Below are 22,152 nucleotides of genomic sequence, written 5' to 3' on the forward strand. Positions count from 1 at the left end.
GCTCTTTTCGCAGCAGATCTACGGATTGCGGCGGGCGATGACGAGAGCGGCACGACAAGGCAAGCCCTATCGTACTCACTCTCTCCTCGATCCAGTCTGTCCCCGCCTATCTGCGAAATTCGAACACCGCCGGTTGCGGCGAGTGAATGCCGGACTGCAGAGGAGGCAGGCCGGAGGAAAGCATTGCCATCGGCTGCATCGACTGCAGATCGAGGCATTCAACAAATGGGAGGTATCCATGAGCAAGAATAGAGGCGTCGTTTATTTAAGGCCGGGCAAGGTCGAAGTTCGCGACATCGACGACCCGAAGCTGGAAGCGCCCGACGGCCGCCGCATCGAACACGGCGTCATTCTGAAAGTGATCTCGACCAACATCTGCGGCTCCGACCAGCACATGGTCCGCGGTCGCACGACGGCGATGCCTGGCCTGGTCCTCGGTCACGAAATCACCGGCGAGATCATCGAGAAGGGGATCGACGTCGAGATGCTCGACATCGGCGATATCGTCTCGGTGCCGTTCAATGTCGCCTGCGGCCGTTGCCGCTGCTGCAAGTCCCAGGATACCGGCGTCTGCCTGACGGTCAACCCGGCCCGCGCCGGTGGTGCTTACGGCTATGTCGACATGGGCGGCTGGATCGGTGGACAGGCACGCTATGTCACCATCCCCTACGCCGATTTCAACCTGCTGAAAATCCCGGATCGGGACAAGGCGATGGCGAAGATCCGCGATCTCACCATGCTCTCCGACATTCTGCCGACCGGCTTCCATGGCGCCGTGCGCGCCGGCGTCGGCGTCGGCTCGACGGTCTACATCGCCGGCGCCGGCCCTGTCGGCCTTGCAGCGGCTGCTTCCGCCCGTATCCTCGGCGCTGCGGTCGTCATGATCGGTGATTTCAACAAGGACCGCCTGGCACATGCGGCCAAGGTTGGCTTCGAACCGATCGACCTTTCCAAGAGCGACCGTCTAGGCGACATGATCGCTGAGGTCGTCGGCAGCAACGAGGTGGACAGCGCCATCGACGCCGTCGGCTTCGAGGCCCGCGGCCATTCGGGCGGCGAACAGCCGGCGATCGTGCTCAACCAGATGATGGAGATCACCCGCGCCGCAGGCTCGATCGGCATTCCCGGCCTCTACGTCACCGAGGATCCTGGCGCCGTCGACAATGCCGCCAAACACGGCAACCTTTCGCTTCGCTTCGGCCTCGGCTGGGCCAAGGCGCAGTCCTTCCACACCGGCCAGACGCCGGTGCTCAAATACAATCGCCAGCTCATGCAAGCGATCCTCCACGACCGCCTGCCGATCGCCGACATCGTCAACGCCAAGGTCATCCCGCTCGACGAAGCCGTCCAGGGATATGAGAGCTTCGACCATGGCGCGGCGACGAAGTTTGTTCTCGACCCGCACGGAGAGGTCGCGAAAGCCGCCTGACGATAAAGCATATCGCGCAAAAGCGTGCAGCGGGCGCGCTTTTGCTCCTTGTTTTTATGTATGTCGTTGTCCCGGAACCGCTGCACACTTCCGGGCGACATGCATCAGGCACCAAAACGGAGATGGCCGGGAAGAACCGGCCATCTCGCATCAATCACGAAAATTCTGTAGCCTGCTACTCGATGCTGAACGGGAAATATTTGGCATTGATCATGTCATAAGTCCCGTCTTCCTTGATCGCCTTCAACGCCTCGTTCAGGCGTGCAAGACGCTCCTTGTCGTCCAGACGCACCGCAATCCCGGCACCTTCACCAAAAAAAGTGACGTCGACCAGATCCGGCCCCTTGAATGCGCAGCAGGTTCCCGCCTTCGTATTGGCGATCCAGTCGTAAATGGCGAGCTTATCCTCCAGGATAATGTCGACTCGCCCGTCCGACAGGCCTTTGTACAATTCCGGAGACGACCGGAATACCGTCTTCTTCATGTCGGGATAGAAATGGTTGGCGTAAGATTCCTGCGCCGTCGAAGAGGTCACCCCGAGTTTTTTACCACTGAGGGCGGAGGGGCTGACGTCGCTGATCGGCGAATCCTTCCGAGCGATGAACACTGACGGACTGTTGTAGTATTTCTCTGTGAAAGCGACTTTCTGGCGCCGCTCCAGGCTCATCGACATCGATGAGATGATCGCGTCGTATTTTCCGGCAATGAGATCGGGGATCATGTCGTCCCACTTTTCGATGATGAACTGGCATTCGAATTTGCCGGTCTCGCAGAGGGCATTGGCAATATCGATGTCGAAACCCTGAAGTTTGTTGTTCGCGTCGAGATAGTTGAAGGGCGGAAACGCACCTTCGACCGCGACTCTCATCGGCATTGGCTCTTGCGCGGCCACCGGCAGCGGCGAGACCGCAGCCAAAACGACAGCCACCCCGCCCACCATCAGCGCTCCGCGCAATAAAGTCTGTATGGATATTCGCAACATCGCCGGAACCCCCTGGGCGTGATCGATCTCGCCCCATAGTGCGACGCAGCCTTTAATTCTACGTGAACGCTTATTTGTTAGCGTTGACGAATGCGCCCGTATCGTGGTGTCCAGGGGTCCAGGCTTGCACATCGTTGTTCCTTCCAGCTCCAACACGTTTCAGAAGTCCTGGATCGCCTCGGGAAGAATTCTCTTTCTGATCGCCATCAGCGGGCTCGGAGCGATTGGACTCGTCGTGCTATCGGCGCTCTGGGCGGGAACCGAAAGCGACGCTGCGGCCCTTGATCGCCAGCGTCAGCTGGTGAATGCGCGCCTGCGCGAACAGGTCGATCAGGTCGCCCATGTCATCGGTCAGTTCGGCAACGGCTATCTCGCCCGCGTTTATCCCGCGTCCCGGTCGGCAGGGGTTTCCTCCAGCCTCGATACGGTTCTGACCGGGGCGGCCGGCAGCGCAATCAGCGAAACCGCAATGTCCGCCTTCGGATACGATCAGGCCTTTGTCGTCGACGAGAAGGCTCAGCTCAGCATGCTGACCGACGCGAAAACCGAAAAACGCTATCGGTGGATGAAACCTCTCTTTTTGCCGCTCCTTAAAGACAGCCGTCTTACGGCAAGCCAAAGCCCGACTTTCAGCGACCGAATGCCATCCTCGCTGGAAAGCCGTCGGGCGAGCGCGGTTCGCCCCAACCATGCGCTCGCCAATCTGATGCGGCTGGAGGGCCGGCCGACGATCGTCGGCATCGTCGCCATCAACGAAGCGCCCGAGGGACAGCCGCGGCCTATGCGGCAATTCCTGATCGTCGTGCGGTTTCTCGATGGTGCGGCCCTCGACGAACTGAGCCGGCAACAGGGCCTCAATGGAGCCCGCTTTGCCCGCACGGCCGATCCCGACGAAAATGAGGTCGCGTTCCAAATCGACGCGACGGCAAATGGTGAACCGATCGGCTTCATCGTATGGCGACCCGATCTTCCAGGTTCACGGGTGATCGGCCGATTGATGCCGGCGCTTTCGATTGCCGCCCTGGTGATCGCCGTGCTGCTTTCGGTGCTGCTGGTACGGCTGCGGAGCAGTCTCGGCGAATTGAAGAGAAGCGAGCTGCATGCAAGGCAGCTTGCCTTGCATGACGTGCTGACCGACCTTCCCAACCGCGCTTTGTTCGCCATGCGGTTCGAGGAATGTCTGACCGACACGCGGCATTCGACCGAGCGCTCAGCCGTAGCACTTCTCGACCTCGACCGCTTCAAAGCCGTGAACGACACGTTCGGCCATGCCGCCGGTGATGAACTCATCAGGATGGCCGCGGAGCGGATCCGGTCCGTCCTTCGCCCTGATGACACGCTCGCCCGGCTCGGGGGCGACGAATTTGCCCTGCTTCTGCGGGACATCAAAAATGACGATCAAATCCTGCTGTCCATATGCGACGCGATCGTCGCCGAACTTGGCAGGCCCTTCCCGCTTCTAAGGGGCGAAGCGGTCGCCCGGGTTGGCGGCTCGATCGGCATCACCATCGTGCCGGACGCCGGACGAAATGCCGATGACCTCATGCGTTATGCCGACGTCGCGCTTTACGAGGCAAAGATGGGCGGGAGAGGCCAGTGGCGCGTCTATTCCCCGTCCATGGACGGCGGCAGAAACGCGCGCGACATTCTCAAGAACGAATTGCGCGAAGTCCTGGCCCAAGGCACGGCCGCTGACAGTTCGAATCCCGGCCTCGGTAGCGGCAAGCCTGACTTCGGATCGCTCGAGGTCTATTACCAGACGGTGCATCGCGCCGAGGGCGGTTATACGGCCTCGGGCGCTGAGGCTCTCGTGCGCTGGCGCCACAGTCAGCGCGGACTGCTGACGCCTGCGAGCTTCATCCCAGTGGCCGAAGAGGGCGGCCTCATTGACGCTCTCGGTTTCTGGGTCTTGCGGGAAGCCTGCAGAGCCGCCTGCACATGGCCGGAAGACACCTTCGTGGCGGTCAACGTGTCGCCGGCCCAGCTAAGAAGACCAAACTTTGCCGAGGAGGTCTTTGCCGTGCTTGAAGAGACCGGCCTACCGCCATCCCGCCTCGAGCTCGAGCTCACCGAGTCCTCGCTGATCGAGGATAATTCGGATGTCTATACGGTCCTGAAATCGCTGCGCAGCCGGGGCATTCAAATTTCTCTCGATGATTTCGGGACCGGCTTTTCATGCCTCAGCCACCTGGTGCGTTTCGACATCGATCGCATCAAGATCGATCGTTCCTTCGTCTCGCAGCTCGGCACAAAAGCCAACGGAGCGGCGATCATCGGCGCGATCGTCACCCTCAGCCGCAACCTCGGCATCTCGACGACAGCGGAAGGGGTCGAAACCGAATATCAGCGCGACTTTCTAACCGCCCTCGGCTGCACCGATCTCCAAGGCTATTTCTTCTCCAAACCGGTTCCTCTTCGCGAACTCGACTGCTTCGCAAAATCGGAAAACAGCGCCGGATTACGGACGATCGCCTCAGGAGCCATTGCCTAGAGAGCCGCTGATCTCCATCGGTCGGGAACTTTCGTTCCGGGCAGCGGTTGACGCCCGAAACGAACGGAGAATGTGATGGGCGGGATCGGCGAGTGGCGGCATCTTTGCGTCGACATGCAGCGCATGTTTGCCGAAGAGACCCCGTGGCACGTGCCCTGGATGGTTCGGATCTCTCCACAGATCGAGGAACTTGCCGGCCGGTATCCGTCCCGGACGATCTTCACTCGCTTTGTGCCGCCGCAGCATCCCGACGCGATGCCGGGAAAATGGCGCGACTATTACCAGAAATGGTGGATGATGACGGGCGAGCATCTCCCGCGCGAGTTCGTCGAACTGGCCTCCTCGCTGGCCTCGCTTGTTCCGCCGGCGCGAACCTTCGACAAATGCACCTATTCCCCGTGGATCGACGGCCGCCTTCATACGCTCCTTCAGTCGGAGCGGGTCGACACCCTTGTGATCACCGGCGGGGAGACGGATGTCTGCGTGCTTGCGACGACGCTCGGTGCCATCGATCTCGCCTATCGTGTCATCGTGCTGAAGGACGCCGTCTGCAGCAGCGCCGACGACACTTATGACGCGTCGCTGGAACTGCTGCACGATCGGTTTTCCGTCCAGCTGGAACTCATGGAGACCGAGGAATTTCTGAGTGGCATCGGCTGAGGAGCGTGCATTTCGATCTCCTTGCTCTTGGAGCCCGCTCACGGCCCATCCGAGCATTGACCGATCAAACTCAGCTGCAGCTCTCGAAGGCTCACTGCGGATCTTGGCTAGCGGCTCGCTTCTCGTCTTCAGCTTCTTCCAGCGCTGCGCTCAAGAGTTGAAGCGCGAACTCCTTTGCGGCCTTTTCGTCCTCCGTACATAGCTTCAACGGGGCGCACCTTTCCTTCAGATTGCGAATGAGCTTTCGGCGAAGCCTGGAAACCAGATGCGAATCTGTTTTTGCAATAAGCTCCTGCAGGCAGGTGACGGCAACCACTTCGAACATCAAAAGCCTGCCCTCGACTTCGCCTTGCGAAGGAATGGGGAACCGCTCACCGCCCCGCTTTAGATCTCGCTCCGTCGAAAGCATCTACAGCCTCCAAACCGATGATAAGCCTGATCGATGAAATCACATATCGAAAGTTCTCGGCCGCTCCTCCCGCCGTCGCTTGAGGAACTGTAGGCGATGTTCAAGGACGGCTTAGGAGCAATGTGCTCTCGGATCATTGCCGACGCCGCGCAGCCCGCGCGCTTATCGGGCGACCTGAAGCGGCTGCTCAATCTCGCCGCAGCGTCTTGCCGGACTCCGCGTCAAACAGATGAAGCTTACCCGGCCGAGCGGCTATCGTCACGACCTGACCCGGCTCGAAATCGTGCCGTTCGGACAGCACCGCGACAAGCTCCCCGGAGCCGTAGCGCAGAAACACCATCGTCTCGTGGCCGGTGGGTTCGGTGACGGTGACGGTCGCGCTCAAGCCGCTTGGGCCGAGCGACAGATGTTCCGGGCGCACGCCGAGCAGCACAGTCTGCCCGTCGGTCGCTTCCGGCTTGAAACCAAGCGCAATTTCGTCTCCCGTCTCGGTGACGAAGGACGCACCATCGGCCTTGTAGCGGCCTTTCAGCAGATTCATCGACGGCGAGCCGATGAAGGTCGCCACGAATGTATTGCGGGGTCGATCGTAGAGCTGCAGGGGTGTTCCGGTCTGTTCGACCCTGCCGCCCTGCATGACGACGATCTTGTCGGCCATGGTCATCGCTTCGACCTGATCATGGGTGACATAGATCGTCGTGGTTCTCAGCCGTTGGTGGAGCTCCTTGATCTCCTTGCGCATCTGCACGCGCAGCTTGGCGTCGAGGTTCGACAGGGGTTCGTCGAAGAGGAAGACTTGGGGCGACCTGACGATGGCGCGCCCCATCGCGACGCGCTGCCGCTGGCCGCCGGAAAGCTGGCGCGGATAGCGGTCGAGATAGGGCACGAGGTCGAGCGTTTCGGCCGCCGCCTGCAGGCGCTGTTTAATAACGTCGGCCGGCTGCTTCTGCAGGCGCAGTGCAAAGACCATGTTTTCGGCAACGGTCTTGTGCGGGTAGAGCGCGTAGCTCTGGAAGACCATCGCAATGTCGCGGTCCTTAGGCGGCAGATTGTTGACGATCTTTCCGCCGATCGAAATTGTGCCGCCGGTGATGCTTTCGAGACCGGCGACCATGCGCAGCAACGTCGACTTGCCGCAGCCGGACGGGCCGACCAGCACCACAAACTCGCCGTCGCGAATTTCGATATCGACGCCGTGCAGGATATTTAGGGCGCCGTACGCCTTGCGCGCCTCCGAAATATTGACCTCAGCCATATGCCTCCCAATCGCTTTCCAGCCACCCACGGGCTGATCCCGAGGGATAAAAATCTCTCGACAATATCCGCGGCATCAAGCTTGAGAAACCCGCCTCCTGCCGCTGCTCGAGATACCGCCGAACCTCCTCCATGAAACGTTTCATTTTATGTTGACTTTTGCCGCTTGCCGTCTAATGCTCGATGACGAGACCGAGAGGAGCGGTTTCAAACAGGAATATGAAACGTTTCATTTTCCTGTTTACCAGATAGTTCTGCACGAGACCAGTCCCAAAATCGGACCGGGTCCAGTTCGGCAAGACCGACTGGCGGCAGCGCACAACGTGGAGGAGGAAGACATGAAAGTCGAAATTTACGATGCATTGATGCGCCGTCAGGCAAGCCGCCGTGACGTCCTGCGCGGAACGGCAAGTGCAGCGGCTCTGCTCGGCCTATCAGGCGCAATGGGCGGAATTGCCGGCACCGCCTTCGCCGCCGATGATCTGCGCGCCCAGATCCTGCAGATCCCCGGCGTCGGCAAGGGCTCGCCGACGGATGCAGACTGGCAGAAGGTCGGCGAGCTCTGCCTCGGTCCAACCAAGGCCAACGTCAAGCAGGGCGAATTCGCCGGTGTCGAGCTGACCTTCATGGGGCTCAACAACCAGAACCTTCACAACTTCCTGTTCCGCGGTTTCCTGAAGCCGTGGGAAGCCTATACCGGCGCCAAGATCAACTGGATCGACCTTGCGCAAGCGGACTACAATGCCCGCCTTCAACAGTCGATCGCCACCGGCACAGTTGATTACGATATTCTGGAAATGGGCGCACCCTTCGAAGGCGACACCGCCGGACGAGGGCTTTTGGACGAGATGCCGGACTGGGCTGCAAAGCAGATCGAAGCCGACGACCTGGTGAACTACCTGAAGCCCCCGGTCGGCACCTGGGACGGCAAGACCTACCGCGTCACAATAGACGGCGATTGCCACACCTTCGCCTATCGTAAGGATTACTTCGGCGAAGGCTCGATCAGCGGCATGGCCGAGCCGCCGAAGACCTGGCAGGACGTCAACGCGGCGTCCAAGGCGCTGATCGGCAAAACCGATCCGCTGACCGGCCAGCCGGCCTACGGTTATCTCGACCCGCTCAAGGGCTGGGGCGGTTTCGGCTTTTATTTCATCGAGAACCGCGCGACCGCCTATGCCAAATATCCGGGCGACCCGGCGTGGTTGTTCGACCCCGAAAACATGAAGCCGCTGGTCAACAACCCCGCCTGGGTCCAGGCGATCCAGGATGTGCTGGATCTGATCGCCGCCAAGGCCTATCCGGCCGATCAGATCAATGCGGATCCTAACACAACGGCCTTCTCGCAGTTCCTGGCGGGCACCGGCGCAATGCTGATGTGGTGGGGCGACGTCGGCTCCAGCGCGCGCACTTCGGACTCCTCAGTTGTCGGCGATGTGGTCGGCTTCGGCATCAACCGCGGCTCCAACCGGGTCTACAACCGCAAGACCGGACAATGGGAAGAGAAGTATAACGAAGCGCCTAATATGGCCTATCTCGGCTGGGGCATCTACGTCACCAAGCGGGTCTCCAGTGACGAGAAGAAGCGCAAGGCGGCCTGGTCTGCGGCAGCCCATCTCGGCGGCAAGGATCTGTCGCTTTGGACCTCGGCCTATCCCTCGGGATTCCAGCCCTATCGTCAGTCCAACTTCAACTACGACGAATGGGAAAAGGCTGGTTACGACCGCGCCTTTGTCGAGGACTATCTAGGTTCGAACGCCGACAGCTATAACCACCCAAATGCTGCGATCGAACCGCGCATCCCCGGCATCTTCCAGTATTACTCCGTTGCCGAGGACGAATTGGCAAAGGGTTTTGCCGGACAGTACAAGTCGGCACAGGAGACCGCGGATGCGATTGCGGCCGCCTGGGAAAAGATCACCGACCAGATCGGCCGTGACAGCCAGCTGAAACTCTATCGGGCGAGCCTCGGGCTCTGACCCTCTGACCGAACGCGCCGGCGGACCGAAAGCGATCCGCCGGCGCCTTTTCTATCCGGGCGAGGAATATCATGTCGACAGTCGAAGGCGACCTGCTGCACACGGTCGAAGCCGGCTCCATTTCCGCGAGCCGCCGTTTCTGGGGTCGCGCGGCTCTGTGGCTCAGCGCCGCATGGTTCATAACATCCTTTGTCTTGCAGGGTGCCCATGAGCTGGGCTGGACGGAATGGGGTTTTGCGAACTGGCGACCCGTCCTCTATGCGTACTTCCTCTGGGCCGCGGTTCTTTGCGTCACGCGCGTCGTCATTTACGGCGAGGCCGGCAAGAAGGCGCTTTTTGTGCTGCCGGCCGCGCTTTTCGTCGTGTCGATGGTGGTGTTTCCACTGCTCTTTGCGCTCTGGATCGGCTTTTCCGATTGGAACCTCGCATCTTCTGCCGGGCGGCGTTTTAACGGGCTCGACAATGTGCGACGGATGATCGCCGATCCGTTCTATGCCAACGCCTTGCTCAACATGATCCTTTATTCCCTGGCGATTGCAGTCGAATACGCGATCGCCTTCGGCCTGGCGCTGCTCCTCAATCAGGAAATTCTTGCCCGGAAGTTCTGGCGGGTCACCTTCCTCGTACCTTTGATGCTGTCGCCGGTCGCGGTGAGCTGGATGGTCGGCAAATCGATGCTGGAGACCCGTTTCGGCCCGATCGCGCGCCTGGCCCGCTGGCTCGGCTGGGAAAACCCTTCCTTTTTCGGCGATCCGCTGACGGCGCGGCTTTCGGTCATGATCATGGATGCCTGGACCTTCATTCCCTTCATGATGATCATGCTGCTCGCCGGATTGCAGGCCTTGTCTAGGGAGGTGCTGGAGGCGGCCGAAGTCGACGGCGCCACCAAATGGCAGCGCTTCTGGCAGGTCATTTTCCCGCTCATGCTGCCGGTGTCGGTCACGGCGGTGATGATCCGCATTATCTTCAAGCTCAAGCTCGCCGACATCATCATCACCGTGACATCGGGAGGCCCGGGCGGGGCGACCGATTCCGTCACCAGTTTCATCTATCGCGAATACCGCGACCGTTCGAATGTCGGCTACGGGACGCTGCTCGCACTCGTCTACCTGGTGATCATCGTCGTCGGGATGACGGGGCTGATGAAGATTTCCGACCGTATCGTCAAGCGGATGACAGGAAGGCTCTGATGGTTCGCATCGATCTCGAAAAATACGGGCGGGGCCAGCGCATTCGCTGGTGGGCCATGCGTTTTGCCGTCTACGGCCTGCTCGTCATCTGGGCCTGTGTCTGCATCTTCCCACTGTTCTGGACGGTTTCGACCTCGTTCAAGACGGCGGCGGATGTCATGCGCGGCAATCTGATCCCCTGGTTCAATTTTACGCCCAGCTGGCTCGGCTGGCGTTCGCTCGGGCTCTCTCCCGATACCATCTCGCAGATATCGACGGTGCGCGACGAATTCATGCGCCGGCTCTGGAACAGCGTCATCATCTCGGTCACGGCATCCGCTCTTGCGGTCGTGCTCGGATCGCTGGCGGCCTACGGCCTCAGCCGCTTTTCCTACAAGTTCGGCCATATGCGCAATTCCGACATCTCCTTTTTCTTCCTGTCGCAGCTCATCATGCCGCCGGTCGTGCTCGCCCTGCCATTCCTGGTTCTCTACAAGGAATTGGCGCTGCTCGACACTTATGCGGGCATGATCGCCGTCTATACGCTGATGGTCCTGCCGATCGTCGTCTGGATCATGCGCGACCAGTTCGCCACCATACCGGTGGAGCTCGAAGAGGCAGCCCTGGTCGATGGCCTGTCGGTCTGGGGCGCGTTTGCCCGCATCATCGTGCCGCTGGTTTTGCCGGGCATGGTCGCCGCCTTCCTGCTGGCGCTGATCCTGTGCTGGAACGAATATTTCTTCGCCGCTCTGCTGACCTCCACCAATACCAACACGCTGCCGGTGATGATCGCCAGCCAGACAGGCAGCCAGGGCATCAACTGGTGGTCGATGGCTGCCCTTTCCACCGCCGGGATCCTGCCGCTGGTCGTCGTCGGCGTTGTGCTGGAAAAGCATATCATCGCCGGGATGACCGCAGGCGCCGTAAAATAGCTGCGGGATGTTGGAAATGGCGAAGATGCCGACAGTCAAGGACGTTGCCGAACATGCCGGCGTATCCGTGGGCACCGTTTCGCGCGTGTTGTCGGGCGAAGCCGCGGTCAAACCGATGCTGCGCGAAAAGGTCAACGACGCCATTTCGGCGCTTGGTTACCGGCCGAACGTCACGGCAAGAGCGCTCCGCACCAGCAGAACCGACGTCATCGGCCTCGTCGTTCCCGACATCACCAATCCCTTCTTCGCCCAACTCGCGGCAAGCGTCGAGCGTGCGGCGCTCGAATGCGGTCACAGCCTGATGCTGGCAAGCTCGCATGACGACAGCGAGGCGGAGCAGAGCCACGTTTCGGCCTTTCTCGACCGGGCGGTGCGCGGCATCATCGTCGTGGCGTCGAGCGACGGCTCGGGTCTTGATCTGCCGGCTTCGGTCCCGGTCATATCGCTCGACCGGCGCTTCGGCACCTTTCCCCTGGTGTCGACCAACCATGCGCAAGCGGCCACCCTGATTGCCGATCATCTTTATGGGCTGGGGCACCGGCGCATTGCCTATATTGCCGGGCCGACCGACACCGAAGCCGGGCGCATGCGCAAGGAGGCCTTCGTCAGCCGCATGGACGGGTTCGCCAAGACCGGCGAGGCCGTTGACCTGGAAATCGTCTACGGCAGATTCGACTACGAGTCCGGCGAAAGAATTGCCCGTAACCTGCTTTCGCGCCGGGCGCAGGACCGGCCGACGGCGATCGCGGCCGCCAGCGACCAGCAGGCTATCGGCGCACTACGCGCGGCGCGCGACCTCAAGATCGACGTGCCGCGAAAACTGTCGGTCACAGGTTTCGATGACATTTCGCTCGCCAATCTCGTGGTGCCGCGACTAACCACCATACGCCAGCCGGCCGACATGCTGGCACGGCGCGCGGTCAGCCTTCTGCTGGAGGAGCCGCCGGGCACGGCAGACGAAATGGTCGACGGATCGCTGATCGTGCGCGGTTCCAGCGGCCCATGCCCGCAACCGAAGCCGGATATCACAGGACATACCAATTGAAGCACGGCCGGTGCTCCGGCCACGAGAAAAGGATGGAAGATCAATGCTCAAGGGAATCAGGGCCGAACTCAACGGCGACATTCTTCAAGCACTTTGCCATATGGGGCACGGCGACTATCTCGTCATCTCCGACATGAATTTTCCATCGGATTCGATCGCCCGCCAGACGCGTCTCGGTAAATTGCTGACCATGGAGAACATTCCTGCGCCGCAGGCAGTCGACGCGATCTTGTCGGTCTTGCCCCTGGACACACCGATCCAGCCGTCGGTGGGCCGCATGGAAGTGATCGGCAAGCCGGATGAAATTCCGCCGATTCAGCAGGAGGTTCAGGCGATTGTCGACCGCGCCGAAGGCAAGCCCTCGCCGATGTATCCCGTCGAACGCATGGCCTTCTACGACATCGCCAAGAAGGCCTATTGCGTGATCGCAACGGGGGAATTGCGGTTTTACGGCTGCTTCCTTCTGACCAAGGGCGTCATTCCAGCGGAGGAAGCTCGGAGATGAGCGAGAAAAGCGGGATCGTCATTCTCGGCATTTTTGCCGCCGACACCGCCTATAAGGCGAAGCGTCTGCCCCATATCGGTGAGACGCTGATGGGTTCCGGTTTCACGCTCGGGCCGGGAGGCAAAGGGTCCAATCAGGCAATTGCGGCGGCAAAGGCCGGCGGCAAGGTGACCTTCATTTCAAGGGTCGGCAACGACCCGTTCGGCGAGATGGCGCTTTCAGCCTATGCGGAGGCGGGCGTCAAAGCCAATGTCATGAAGATGGACGGCGTTTCGTCAGGCGCCGCCTTCATCTTCGTCGACGAGGTGAGCGGCGACAATGCCATCATCGTCGCGCCGGGTGCGGCGGGCCTCATCGGCATCGAGGATGTCGATGCGAACCGGGCCGAGATCGAAAGCGCCGCCATCTTCATGACTCAGCTCGAACAGCCGCTCGAGGCGGCCATCCATGGACTGTCGATCGCCAAAAGGGCAGGGGCCACGACGATCTTCAACCCTGCGCCCGCACGCACGATCCCAGACAGCATCTACGCTCTGTGTGATTTCATCGTCCCCAATGAAGTCGAAGCAGCGGAATTGGTGGGCCATGCTATCGAAACCGATGAGCAGGCAGGTGCAGCGGCTCGCACACTGGTCGATCGGGGGGCGCGAGCAGTGATCATCACTCTCGGCGCGCGCGGGGCCTACTATCACGCCGCCGGGCAGAGCGAATTCGTCCCTGCATTTCGGGCGGGAAATGTCGTCGACACGACGGGAGCCGGGGACGCTTTCCTCGGCGGCTTCGCAACGGCGATTTCCGAAGGATACGCACCGATCGAGGCCATCCGCTTCGGCTGTGCGACCGCAGCGATCGCCGTGACACGGCCGGGCACTGCGCCCGCCATGCCTTCCCGGTCCGAGATCGACGCCTTGCTGCGTTCCTCCTAATTCAGGACCGCGCGCTGGAACCGGCGAGGGTGACTTCGCCGTTGTCTTCACCGTCCCAGTATTGGATAGAGGACGCCGACACCTTGATCAGCACGATGCCAGGCGTGTCGATTCCTTCCGGGAACCAGCGCTTGAGATCGGCAACCCAGTGTTCTTCGAAGGCGGCCCTTTCTCGCACCAGCGATGCAATGCCTTCGATCGCAATGAAGATGCCAGGCTTGCCAAGCAGGCTGGGGGGAGCCGTGAACGTCAGCGACACGTCCTTATTGCTTTCGATCTCGGCAATCTTCCGGGTTTCCTCGTCGGAGAAGAACCAGGAGTCGCCATCATACTCGACGTCGCCGTTATTGCTCATCGGCCGGCTTGAGATACGGCCGGATCCGGCATTCGTCGAGAACATGCAGAAGTCGATCTTCTTCAGGTGCGAAGAGAGGTCTTCGAGTGTCATGGACGCCATTGTCATCTCCCATGTTTGAATGTGGGGAAGTAGCGTGCAAGCTCACTGATTGTTCCGGCAAGGCGTGATCGGCGGGGCATCTGACGTCCAGTTCTACGTCGAATGCGAAAGCTCGCTGCCGTCTTCGCCGATCTGATGCGCCATGTTACGACAGAACGGAGCACACAAGCTCACGGCATCTGAGCGCCTCTCGTAGCCAGGTATATCGAATAAACCGAGCAGGTGGCCGCGATGAACAGACGGTTACGCCTGGGCCCCCCGAAGGTGAGGTTCGCGACAGCCTGAGGCACGCGTATTTTGCCGATCAGTTTTCCCGTCGTGTCGAAGCAATGCACGCCATCGGCCGCACTCGACCAGAGGTTACCCTCCACGTCAGTGCGGATTCCGTCCGGAATGCCATTGTCGATCTGACAAAAAACCCGGCCGTTGGCAAGCCTGCTGCCGCCGACGACGTCGAAGGCGCGAATGTGACGCGGCAGGTGTTCATCGTGGCTTGCTGCCGAATCCGCGACATAGAGAACCGTCTCATCCGGCGAAAAGGCGAGGCCATTCGGCTGAGTGAAATCCTTAGCGACGGCAGCAAGCTCGCCGGTCGCCGGATCGAGCCGGTAAACGTTGCGGGTCGCCTGCTCCGGCTCGGCCTGAAACCCCTCATAGTCGGACATGATACCGTAGGTCGGATCGGTAAACCAGATCGTGCCGTCTGACTTCACCACCACATCATTCGGCGAATTGAGCGGCGCGCCTTCAAAACGGTCGGCAAGCACGGTGATCGAGCCGTCGATCTCGGTGCGCGTTACCCGGCGCGCGCCATGTTCGCAGGAGATCAGCCGCCCCTGCCGGTCGCGCGTATGGCCATTGGCGAAGTTGGACGGCTGACGATAGACAGAGACGCCGCCCTCGGGCGTCCACCGCAGCATGCGCTGGTTGGGAATATCGCTCCACAGAAGCTGATTCGCATCGTTGAACCAGACGGGACCCTCCGCCCAGCGGCAGCCGGAATAGAGTTCGTCGAGGCCGGCGCTCGTCACAATCATCTGCCGGAACCGCGGGTCGTGAATTTCGTAGATGCTGGCCTCTGCCATGATGGTCTTTCCGTTTATCGCATGCCGACCCGCCGGCCGCCGGCGAGCATGATGACGCTGATGATGATGAGGCCGGTCATGATGAGGCGGATGCCGGCGCCGAGCCCGTAGGTGTTGAGCATGGAAACAACAAGGAACATGAAGAGCGATGCGCCCCAGATGCCAGGCACGTTGGAATCGCCGCCGGCGACCGCCGTGCCGCCGATCACCACGACCGCGATAGAGGTCAGGAGATATTCGGAGCCCATGTTGAGGGCCGCGCCGCCGGAGAAGCAGGCAAGCAGGTAGCCCGCAATGGAAGCGAGCACGGCACAGAAGAGGTATGTGACGAAGCGCGTGCCGTCGACTGGTATTCCGGCCATGCGCGCGGCCGGCATGCTCTGGCCAATCGCTGAGATCCAGCGACCGTAGACCGTCTTCTCGAGCAGGAACCAGGCAATCAGCGAGATGAAGAGTGCGACGATCGCCACGTTCGGCACGCCGAGCGTGGTCGAAGTGGTAAATTCCGCGAGCATGCTCGGGGGCTTGATCCGCAATCCGCGGTTTGTCCAGATCGCTGCGGATTGCACGATGAAGCTCACGGATAGCGTAGCGATGATCGGTGGAATCCGGAGCGCCTTGATGAGCACATAGTTGCCGAGGCCGATGACAAGGCCGATGACGATGGCGACGAGGAGTCCCGGCAGGATCATTCCGTTTTCGACATTCATCAGTTTCAGCGCCACCGTACCGGCAAGCGTCATGGTGGCGGGAACCGAGAGATCGATGTTGCCGGGACCAAGCGTGATGACGAACATCTGGCCGATGCCGACGATGACCGAGAAGGCCGCGAAGGTGAATGCTGCCTGCGACAGGCCGAGCGTGCTGGCGCCGAACGTCACCATGATGGTCAGGAACCAGACGACGAAGGCGGCAAGCCACGACCAGATCCAGGGCTTACCGAAGAGGCTGAAGAGCGAGGTCATCGGCGTTTCTCCCGCTTCTCCAGGCGGTTCAGCATCAAGCGCAACGCGAGCACGATGATCAGGATCGCGCCCTGCGCTCCGATCTGCCAGTCGGGCGAGATGCGCAGGAAGGATAGGAAAGAGCCGGCGAGCGTCAGTGTCAGCGCGCCGATGACGGCGCCGATCGGAGAAACGCGGCCGCCGATGAACTCGCCGCCGCCGAGGATGACGCCGGCAATCGACAGCAGCGTGTAGCGCAGCGCAATGTTGGCGTCGGCCGAGGTCGTGAGACCAACAAGGGCGATACCGGCAAGCACAGCGAAGAGACCGGCAAGCCCATAGGCTGCGGCGCGCGCTGCGACAATCGACCAGCCGGCGCGTTCGACCGAGCGTTGGTTGCCGCCGATGCCGCGGATCAGCACGCCAAGCGAAGAGCGCATGACAAGAAGATGAGCGACGGCGGCGATGACGATGCTGGCGACGATCGCCATGGGCGCCAGCGGCGGCTTGACGGTCATCAGCGAGCGCACCCAGTCCGGCGCCTGCCCGCCCGGCGCCGGCAGCAGCAGCACGGCAAGGCCGCCCCAGACGAAGCTCATGCCGAGAGTCACTACGATTGATGGCAGGTTGCGCAAATGGATCACCACGCCGAGCGCCGCATAGGCTGCGACCGCGCCGGAAAGGATCAGGATGCCGATAACGGGCGCATCACGCAGAAAAGTGGCACTGACGCAGGCGACGAAGCTAACAAAGGTGCCCATGGAGAGATCGAGATCATTGACCGCCATGACAAGCATCTGGGCGATCGTCGCAAGCGCGATCGGCACAGCCAGGTTGAACAGCAGGTTGAGCCCGACATAGCTCATGGCGCGCGGCTGCAGCCAGAATACGGAAGCGAGCAGCAGGGTCAGCGACAGGGCGGGGATGGCAAGACGCATCGCGTCCGCGGAGAACCGGAATGTCATGCGGCGACCCCCTCGAAGGAGGCGGCGATGATGTTCGTCTCGCTGACGGCGTCGCCAGCGAGTTCGGCGGTGATGCGGCCCTCGCGGAAGACATAGACGCGGTCGCAGAGGCGGACTTCGTCCATCTCGGTCGAATACCAGATGAAGGTGCGCCCGCGTGATGCTTCCTCGCGGATGATAGCATAGACCTCCTGCTTGGTCCCGACGTCGACGCCGCGCATAGGATCGTCCATCAGAACGACGGGCGCGTGTGTCGCAAGCGCGCGCGCAAACAGCACCTTCTGCTGGTTGCCGCCCGAAAGCGACAGGATAGGATTAGCCATATCGGGTGTGCGGATTTCGATCCGCCGCTTCCAGTCGTTGCCCTTCGTCTGTTCTTCGTCCGGGACGATGACACCCCGTCGCGACAAATCGCCGAGCGAGGCAATCGAGAAATTGCGCAGGATGCTCCATAGTTCGAAGACGCCATTGAGGCGGCGGTCGCCGGCAACGAAGGTGACGAGCGGATCGCGTTCGGGCAGCCAGTTGCCGGACTGAGCGGCGTGCAAGGCGAGAAGAAGTTCGGTCTGGCCGTGGCCGGCCAGCCCCGCCAGTCCGATGATTTCGCCCTTGCGGGCTGCGAAAGGCCGGCCAGCCGTCTGATGCGACAGAACGAGGGCAGCCTCGGACTGCGCGCGCGCGGGGCGGTCGCCGGTTTCTTCCTTTGCAACCGTTCCCATGGCCTTCACAAGCCCATGATGGTCAAACTCCCGCGCCGGACGTTCGGCAACAACGCGGCCATCCTTCATGACGATGATGCGGTCGGCGGTTTCGAGGATCTCGTGCAGGATATGCGAAATCAAGATGACCGAGCCGCCGGCCGCGACGAAGCGGCGGACATGGTCGAGCATCTGGCGGGCGAGGCTTGCGTCGAGCGACGAGGTCGGTTCGTCGAGGATCACCAGCCGCGGCGTTATGCCGGCATCGGAAAAAGCCATCGATATCTCGACCATCTGCCGTTCGGCGATCGAAAGATCCCCGACGACACGGCCGCTATCGATGCCATGGCCGGGAAAGACGGCATCGAGACTTCTCTCGATGATTTTTGCGGCACGCCTGCGCCAGCCGAAGCCACCGAGATGGCGATGCATGATGCGCGTGTTTTCGACGATGGAGAGGTTGGGGCAGAGCGACAGTTCCTGAAAGACGCAGCGAACGCCGCGCCCTCGCGCGGCATTGATGCCATAGCGCTCCAGCCGCTCGCCATCACTCGCCACGCTTCCCTCATGCGGCGTCAAGCCGCCATTGATAACGCTGACGATCGTCGATTTTCCTGCGCCGTTGTGACCGACCAGGCCGACGCATTCGCCCGGCATGACGCGGAGCGTGACGCCGTCGAGCGCCCTGACGGCGCCGAAGCTCACCTTGGCGTCTTCGACGGCGATCATCGCCTTCAAAACGTCATCCATGCTTGCCCGCCATACCTGATCGCAAGGAGTGCCGCGCGGCCATTTGCGGCCGAGCGGCATTCGCCGGGAGATTACTTTGCCGACTCGATGACTTTGATCGCGTCTGCCTGCGTGTACTCGACGTTGGCGACGCCGCCGGCCTGGGTATTGGCGAGGTTGGTTTCGAGGTTGTCCTGGTCAATCCGCAGGAAGGGTACCACGAGATCCTTCTTGACCTCTTTGCCGTCGAGGATCTGCTGGGCCACCCAGAACGCAAGCGTGGAGACACCGGGTGCGATGGATACGGACATGGTCTCGTAGCCTTTGGCGTCCTTCTGCTCCTTCCACCACTTCAATTCATCTTCGCGGTTGCCCATGATGATGATCGGCATCTTCCGGTCGGTCGCGGCAATCGCTTGCGCGGCGCCATAACCGTCACCACCCTGCGTCACCACGCCGACGATTTCGGGCAGGCTCGGCAGGATGCCCGCAACAGCCTTCTGCGCCACATCCTGCGCCCAATCGCCATGCACGGAGCCGACAATCTTGAACTGCGGGAACTGCTTGACGCCCTCGTGGATGCCGGCCGAGATCTCATCATCGACGAAGACGCCCGCAAGGCCGCGAATCTCGAGCAGATTGCCGCCCTCGGGGAGTTTCTTCGCCAGATACTCCACCTCGCTGCGGCCCATTTCCTTGAAATTGACGGCGATCCGCCAGGCGCAGGGTTCGGTGACGATGCCGTCGAAGGAAACGACGGTGATGCCGGCGTCGCAGGCTTCCTTGACCGCACCGTTCAGTGCCGTCGGCGAGGCGGCGTTCAGGACGATGGCATCGTAGCCCTGCAGGATCATGTTCTGGATCTGCGCCGCCTGTTCCGTCGCCTGGTTTTCGGCGGTGGTGAAGGGATCGGCTGCTGCGACGACGCCCGATTTCACGGCTTCGCCCGTCACCTTGCTCCAGCTCGTCAGCATCGCCTGACGCCACGAGTTGCCGGCATAGTTGTTGGAAAGAGCGATCTTCTTGCCCGAGGTATCGGCAAAGGCAGAAACGGGCATCGCGGCGCAAGCAATAGCGGCCGATGCCAGAAGCATCTTACGAATTGTCATGTCTTCCTCCCTCATGATCGCGCCGGTCGGCCGATCGCTTCACTCCCGTGGGCCCAGGGGCCCGAGTGAAAATTGTTCTTGCACTGAGCTTCCTCCTCTCAGTAAGGGCAGGATGGGGGAGATCGGCAGGACTGTACAGGGGCAAGGCGGCAAGTTGTTTGCGGGTTTTGCGCAACAAGCTGCGGGTTTACGCAAGACGGCGGCGTTTCCGCGGCGCTTACTGGGAGAGGATCATGGCAGGTTGAGGAGCCTGTCGTGACGGGGAGGAACTGACAATGCTGCAACCGGCACCCGCAGCCCTGTTCGACCACTATCTCGGCATTTCCCGGCTGCTCGCCGGCCAACTCGATTTCCGTTCGGCGATCCGCTCCGTGGCGGCCGAGGTCGCGCATATCATCCCGCACGACCATCTCGATGTCTGCGTGCTGCTTGAGGGCGGCAACTACCACACAGCCTATGAGACCGGGATCGAGACGGCCTGGGGCGAGATCGCCGGTGCGCCGGTGGTCAACAGTCCCATTCGTTCGCTGCTGCGCGGCGAGGTCGACTTTCTGCTCTCCGACGATGCCATGACGGATCAGCGCTTCCATTTCGAGGGCGCGTTCAAGCGGCCGATCGTCGAACAATCGCTGAGAAGCCGCCTGCATGTCCCGATGAAGGTGCAGGGCACGATCATCGCAGCGCTTTCCTGTTCGTCTCACAACGCCGGCGTCTATACGATGGAGGATATCGAACGCGCCCGCATTATCGCCGATCTGCTGACGCCCTATTTCTTCGCGCTGCAGGCGGCCGAACAGGCGCAACGCTCCGCGATTGTGGAGGCGGAGGCCCGCGCCCGCGAGGAGGGGTTGCGGCAAGGCGCCCTGAAGCTGACGGAAGCACTGGAACAGGAGCGTCAGCGGATCGGTATGGATCTTCACGACCAAACGCTCGCCGACCTGACGCGGCTGGCGCGCCGGATCGATCGGCTGTCGCGAAACGGTGAGGTGACGGCCGAGGCGCTGGAACCGGTTTCGCGATCGCTGCAGCATTGCATGCAGGATCTGCGGCAGATCATCGAGCAGGCAAAACCCTCCGTGCTGCAGCTCTTCGGCCTTGCCCAGGCAATCGAGCATCATCTCGACCGCTCGACGCGCGATACCGGATCGGCGATCGAATGGGGCTTGGTTGACGAGACGAACGGCGCGCTGGAGCAACTGGAACCGACTGTCAGCGTCGCCTTGTTCCGGATCGCCCAGGAGGCGATCAACAATGCCGTGCGTCATGCCGCTCCCCTGGCAATCATGGTGCGGCTTGAGGCCGACAAGGAACAGCTGTCGATCGAAATCTCCGACGACGGGACGGGGCTCTCCAAAGTCCGGGGGCGGATCGGTGGCGGCATCGACAACATGAAGACCCGCGCGCGGCTGATCTCGGCGCGCTTCACGACGGGGCCGGGCCACAACAACCGCGGAACCGCGGTTCGCGTCGTGCTGCCGCTAGAACAGGATGATTTTAGGCCCAGTCGGCCTAAAATCTGAATCCTGTTCTAAATTAAAGAGTTAGAGCATGATGTCGTCCAATAACCGCTCACACTTTTCGGCATCATGCTCTAGCGCCGAATGGGCCGGCGGACGAACCAAACTGAGGAGCGAGGCGAAATGAAGGTTCTGATCGTCGAGGACGACCCCCTGCACCGGTCCTACCTGCACGAGGCGGTTAATGCCGCCCTGCCGGAATGCGATACGATCATCGAGGCGGAGAATGGGACCGCCGGCGAGAAGCTTGCCCGCGACCATAAGTCGGCGCACATCGTCATGGACCTGCAGATGGCGAATAGAAACGGCATAGAGGCGGCGCGTACGATCTGGAAGGAGCGGCCGGAGACGCGCATCCTCTTCTGGTCGAACTATTCGGACGAGGCCTATGTGCGCGGCGTCTCGCGCATCGTGCCGGATGGCGCGGCCTATGGCTATGTGCTGAAATCAGCTTCCGACGAGCGGCTGAAGCTTGCCCTGCGATCGATCTTCATCGAAAGCCAATGCGTCATCGACCGCGAGGTGCGGGGCCTGCAGCAGAAGAGCCTCGGCCAGACGAACGGCTTCACCGATTCCGAATACGAGATCCTCGTCGATATCGCGCTCGGCCTGACGGACCGTGCTATCGCCAAACGCCGTGGCCTGTCGCTGCGCAGCGTGCAGAACCGGCTGCAGCAGCTCTATGACAAGCTCGACGTTTATCAGGCCGCCGGCGAAGACCACGAAGACGGCCGCTTCAACCTGCGCGCCCGCGCCGTGACCATCGCGTTTTTGCGCAAACTGCTGAATTACAGCGCGCTGGAACGGGCCGAGGCGGAGCTGCAGGAGTGGCTTGACGGAAAATAGCAGGGGGCTGGCCCTGGTTCG

At 61.4% G+C, this 22,152-nt stretch carries 20 protein-coding genes; 11 read left to right on the top strand and 9 right to left on the bottom strand.

The annotated features are described in order from the left end of the window. Nucleotides 1–238 precede the first annotated feature (238 nt). Nucleotides 239–1,429: a formaldehyde dehydrogenase, glutathione-independent gene (gene fdhA, locus C4N04_RS14950; protein WP_004674667.1), complete on the top strand. Its 1,191-nt coding sequence runs from the start codon at nt 239–241 to the stop codon at nt 1,427–1,429. Nucleotides 1,430–1,604: 175 nt separating this feature from the next. Here the strand turns inward: fdhA and C4N04_RS14955 are convergent, their stop codons facing one another. Continuing rightward, nucleotides 1,605–2,411, bottom strand: a complete 807-nt coding sequence (locus C4N04_RS14955) for a transporter substrate-binding domain-containing protein (protein ID WP_106796397.1) — start codon at nt 2,409–2,411, stop codon at nt 1,605–1,607. Between the two features lie 124 nt (nt 2,412–2,535). Here C4N04_RS14955 and C4N04_RS14960 point away from each other — a divergent pair, with 124 nt between their 5' ends. Both C4N04_RS14960 and C4N04_RS14965 read left to right on the top strand, forming a co-directional pair. After that, complete coding sequence (locus tag C4N04_RS14960) at nt 2,536–4,902, top strand: EAL domain-containing protein (RefSeq protein ID WP_106796398.1); 2,367 nt, start codon at nt 2,536–2,538, stop codon at nt 4,900–4,902. 75 nt (nt 4,903–4,977) lie between these two features. Then, complete coding sequence (locus C4N04_RS14965; protein ID WP_106796399.1) at nt 4,978–5,562, top strand: cysteine hydrolase; 585 nt, start codon at nt 4,978–4,980, stop codon at nt 5,560–5,562. A gap of 91 nt (nt 5,563–5,653) precedes the next feature. Here C4N04_RS14965 and C4N04_RS14970 read toward each other — a convergent pair whose 3' ends face one another. Then, nucleotides 5,654–5,971 (bottom strand): hypothetical protein, encoded by a 318-nt coding sequence (locus tag C4N04_RS14970; protein WP_010054050.1) that lies wholly within the window; start codon nt 5,969–5,971, stop codon nt 5,654–5,656. 187 nt (nt 5,972–6,158) lie between these two features. Continuing rightward, entirely contained in the window at nt 6,159–7,226 is a 1,068-nt protein-coding gene (gene ugpC / locus C4N04_RS14975) for a sn-glycerol-3-phosphate ABC transporter ATP-binding protein UgpC (protein ID WP_096769183.1), read from the bottom strand. Nucleotides 7,227–7,563: 337 nt separating this feature from the next. Here ugpC and C4N04_RS14980 point away from each other — a divergent pair, with 337 nt between their 5' ends. The 6 genes from C4N04_RS14980 (at nt 7,564) to rbsK (ending at nt 13,781) form a co-directional block, all read left to right on the top strand. Further along, on the top strand, nt 7,564–9,204 hold the full coding sequence (locus C4N04_RS14980; RefSeq protein WP_040113009.1) for an extracellular solute-binding protein: 1,641 nt from the start codon (nt 7,564–7,566) through the stop codon (nt 9,202–9,204). Between the two features lie 71 nt (nt 9,205–9,275). Then, the gene (locus C4N04_RS14985; RefSeq protein WP_040113008.1) at nt 9,276–10,394 is read left to right on the top strand and encodes a sugar ABC transporter permease; all 1,119 of its coding nucleotides are present in this window, start codon (nt 9,276–9,278) and stop codon (nt 10,392–10,394) included. After that, a complete protein-coding gene (locus tag C4N04_RS14990) occupies nt 10,394–11,305 on the top strand; it encodes a carbohydrate ABC transporter permease (RefSeq protein WP_106796400.1) in 912 nt (303 codons plus the stop codon). The genes C4N04_RS14985 and C4N04_RS14990 overlap by 1 nt, the downstream gene beginning before the upstream one ends. Before the next feature lie 16 nt (nt 11,306–11,321). After that, nucleotides 11,322–12,350, top strand: a complete 1,029-nt coding sequence (locus C4N04_RS14995; RefSeq protein WP_106796401.1) for a LacI family DNA-binding transcriptional regulator — start codon at nt 11,322–11,324, stop codon at nt 12,348–12,350. A 43-nt stretch (nt 12,351–12,393) separates the two neighbouring features. Next, the gene (locus C4N04_RS15000) at nt 12,394–12,855 is read left to right on the top strand and encodes an RbsD/FucU domain-containing protein (RefSeq protein ID WP_106796402.1); all 462 of its coding nucleotides are present in this window, start codon (nt 12,394–12,396) and stop codon (nt 12,853–12,855) included. Continuing rightward, the gene (gene rbsK / locus C4N04_RS15005; RefSeq protein ID WP_096769179.1) at nt 12,852–13,781 is read left to right on the top strand and encodes a ribokinase; all 930 of its coding nucleotides are present in this window, start codon (nt 12,852–12,854) and stop codon (nt 13,779–13,781) included. The genes C4N04_RS15000 and rbsK overlap by 4 nt, the downstream gene beginning before the upstream one ends. A gap of 1 nt (nt 13,782) precedes the next feature. Here the strand turns inward: rbsK and C4N04_RS15010 are convergent, their stop codons facing one another. The 6 genes from C4N04_RS15010 to C4N04_RS15035 all read right to left on the bottom strand — a co-directional run bounded on the left by C4N04_RS15010 (nt 13,783) and on the right by C4N04_RS15035 (nt 19,768). Then, nucleotides 13,783–14,238: a pyridoxamine 5'-phosphate oxidase family protein gene (locus C4N04_RS15010; RefSeq protein ID WP_106796403.1), complete on the bottom strand. Its 456-nt coding sequence runs from the start codon at nt 14,236–14,238 to the stop codon at nt 13,783–13,785. Nucleotides 14,239–14,408: 170 nt separating this feature from the next. Further along, on the bottom strand, nt 14,409–15,323 hold the full coding sequence (locus C4N04_RS15015; RefSeq protein ID WP_106796404.1) for an SMP-30/gluconolactonase/LRE family protein: 915 nt from the start codon (nt 15,321–15,323) through the stop codon (nt 14,409–14,411). A 14-nt stretch (nt 15,324–15,337) separates the two neighbouring features. After that, a complete protein-coding gene (locus C4N04_RS15020; RefSeq protein WP_040143061.1) occupies nt 15,338–16,288 on the bottom strand; it encodes an ABC transporter permease in 951 nt (316 codons plus the stop codon). Next, nucleotides 16,285–17,232 (bottom strand): ABC transporter permease, encoded by a 948-nt coding sequence (locus C4N04_RS15025; RefSeq protein WP_040143059.1) that lies wholly within the window; start codon nt 17,230–17,232, stop codon nt 16,285–16,287. The genes C4N04_RS15020 and C4N04_RS15025 overlap by 4 nt, the downstream gene beginning before the upstream one ends. Beyond that, nucleotides 17,229–18,680: a sugar ABC transporter ATP-binding protein gene (locus tag C4N04_RS15030; protein ID WP_106796419.1), complete on the bottom strand. Its 1,452-nt coding sequence runs from the start codon at nt 18,678–18,680 to the stop codon at nt 17,229–17,231. The genes C4N04_RS15025 and C4N04_RS15030 overlap by 4 nt, the downstream gene beginning before the upstream one ends. A 71-nt stretch (nt 18,681–18,751) precedes the next feature. Further along, nucleotides 18,752–19,768 carry an ABC transporter substrate-binding protein gene (locus tag C4N04_RS15035; protein ID WP_106796405.1) on the bottom strand — a complete coding sequence of 339 codons (1,017 nt, stop codon included), beginning with the start codon at nt 19,766–19,768 and terminating at the stop codon, nt 18,752–18,754. A 275-nt stretch (nt 19,769–20,043) separates the two neighbouring features. On the opposite strand from C4N04_RS15035, the gene C4N04_RS15040 reads away from it, so the two are divergent. Beyond that, a complete protein-coding gene (locus tag C4N04_RS15040; protein WP_106796406.1) occupies nt 20,044–21,288 on the top strand; it encodes a sensor histidine kinase in 1,245 nt (414 codons plus the stop codon). Nucleotides 21,289–21,408: 120 nt separating this feature from the next. After that, nucleotides 21,409–22,131: a response regulator transcription factor gene (locus C4N04_RS15045; protein WP_106796407.1), complete on the top strand. Its 723-nt coding sequence runs from the start codon at nt 21,409–21,411 to the stop codon at nt 22,129–22,131. Nucleotides 22,132–22,152 lie beyond the last annotated feature (21 nt).

The organism is Rhizobium sp. H4 (assembly GCF_003013335.1).
Taxonomy (GTDB): domain Bacteria; phylum Pseudomonadota; class Alphaproteobacteria; order Rhizobiales; family Rhizobiaceae; genus Rhizobium; species Rhizobium sophoriradicis.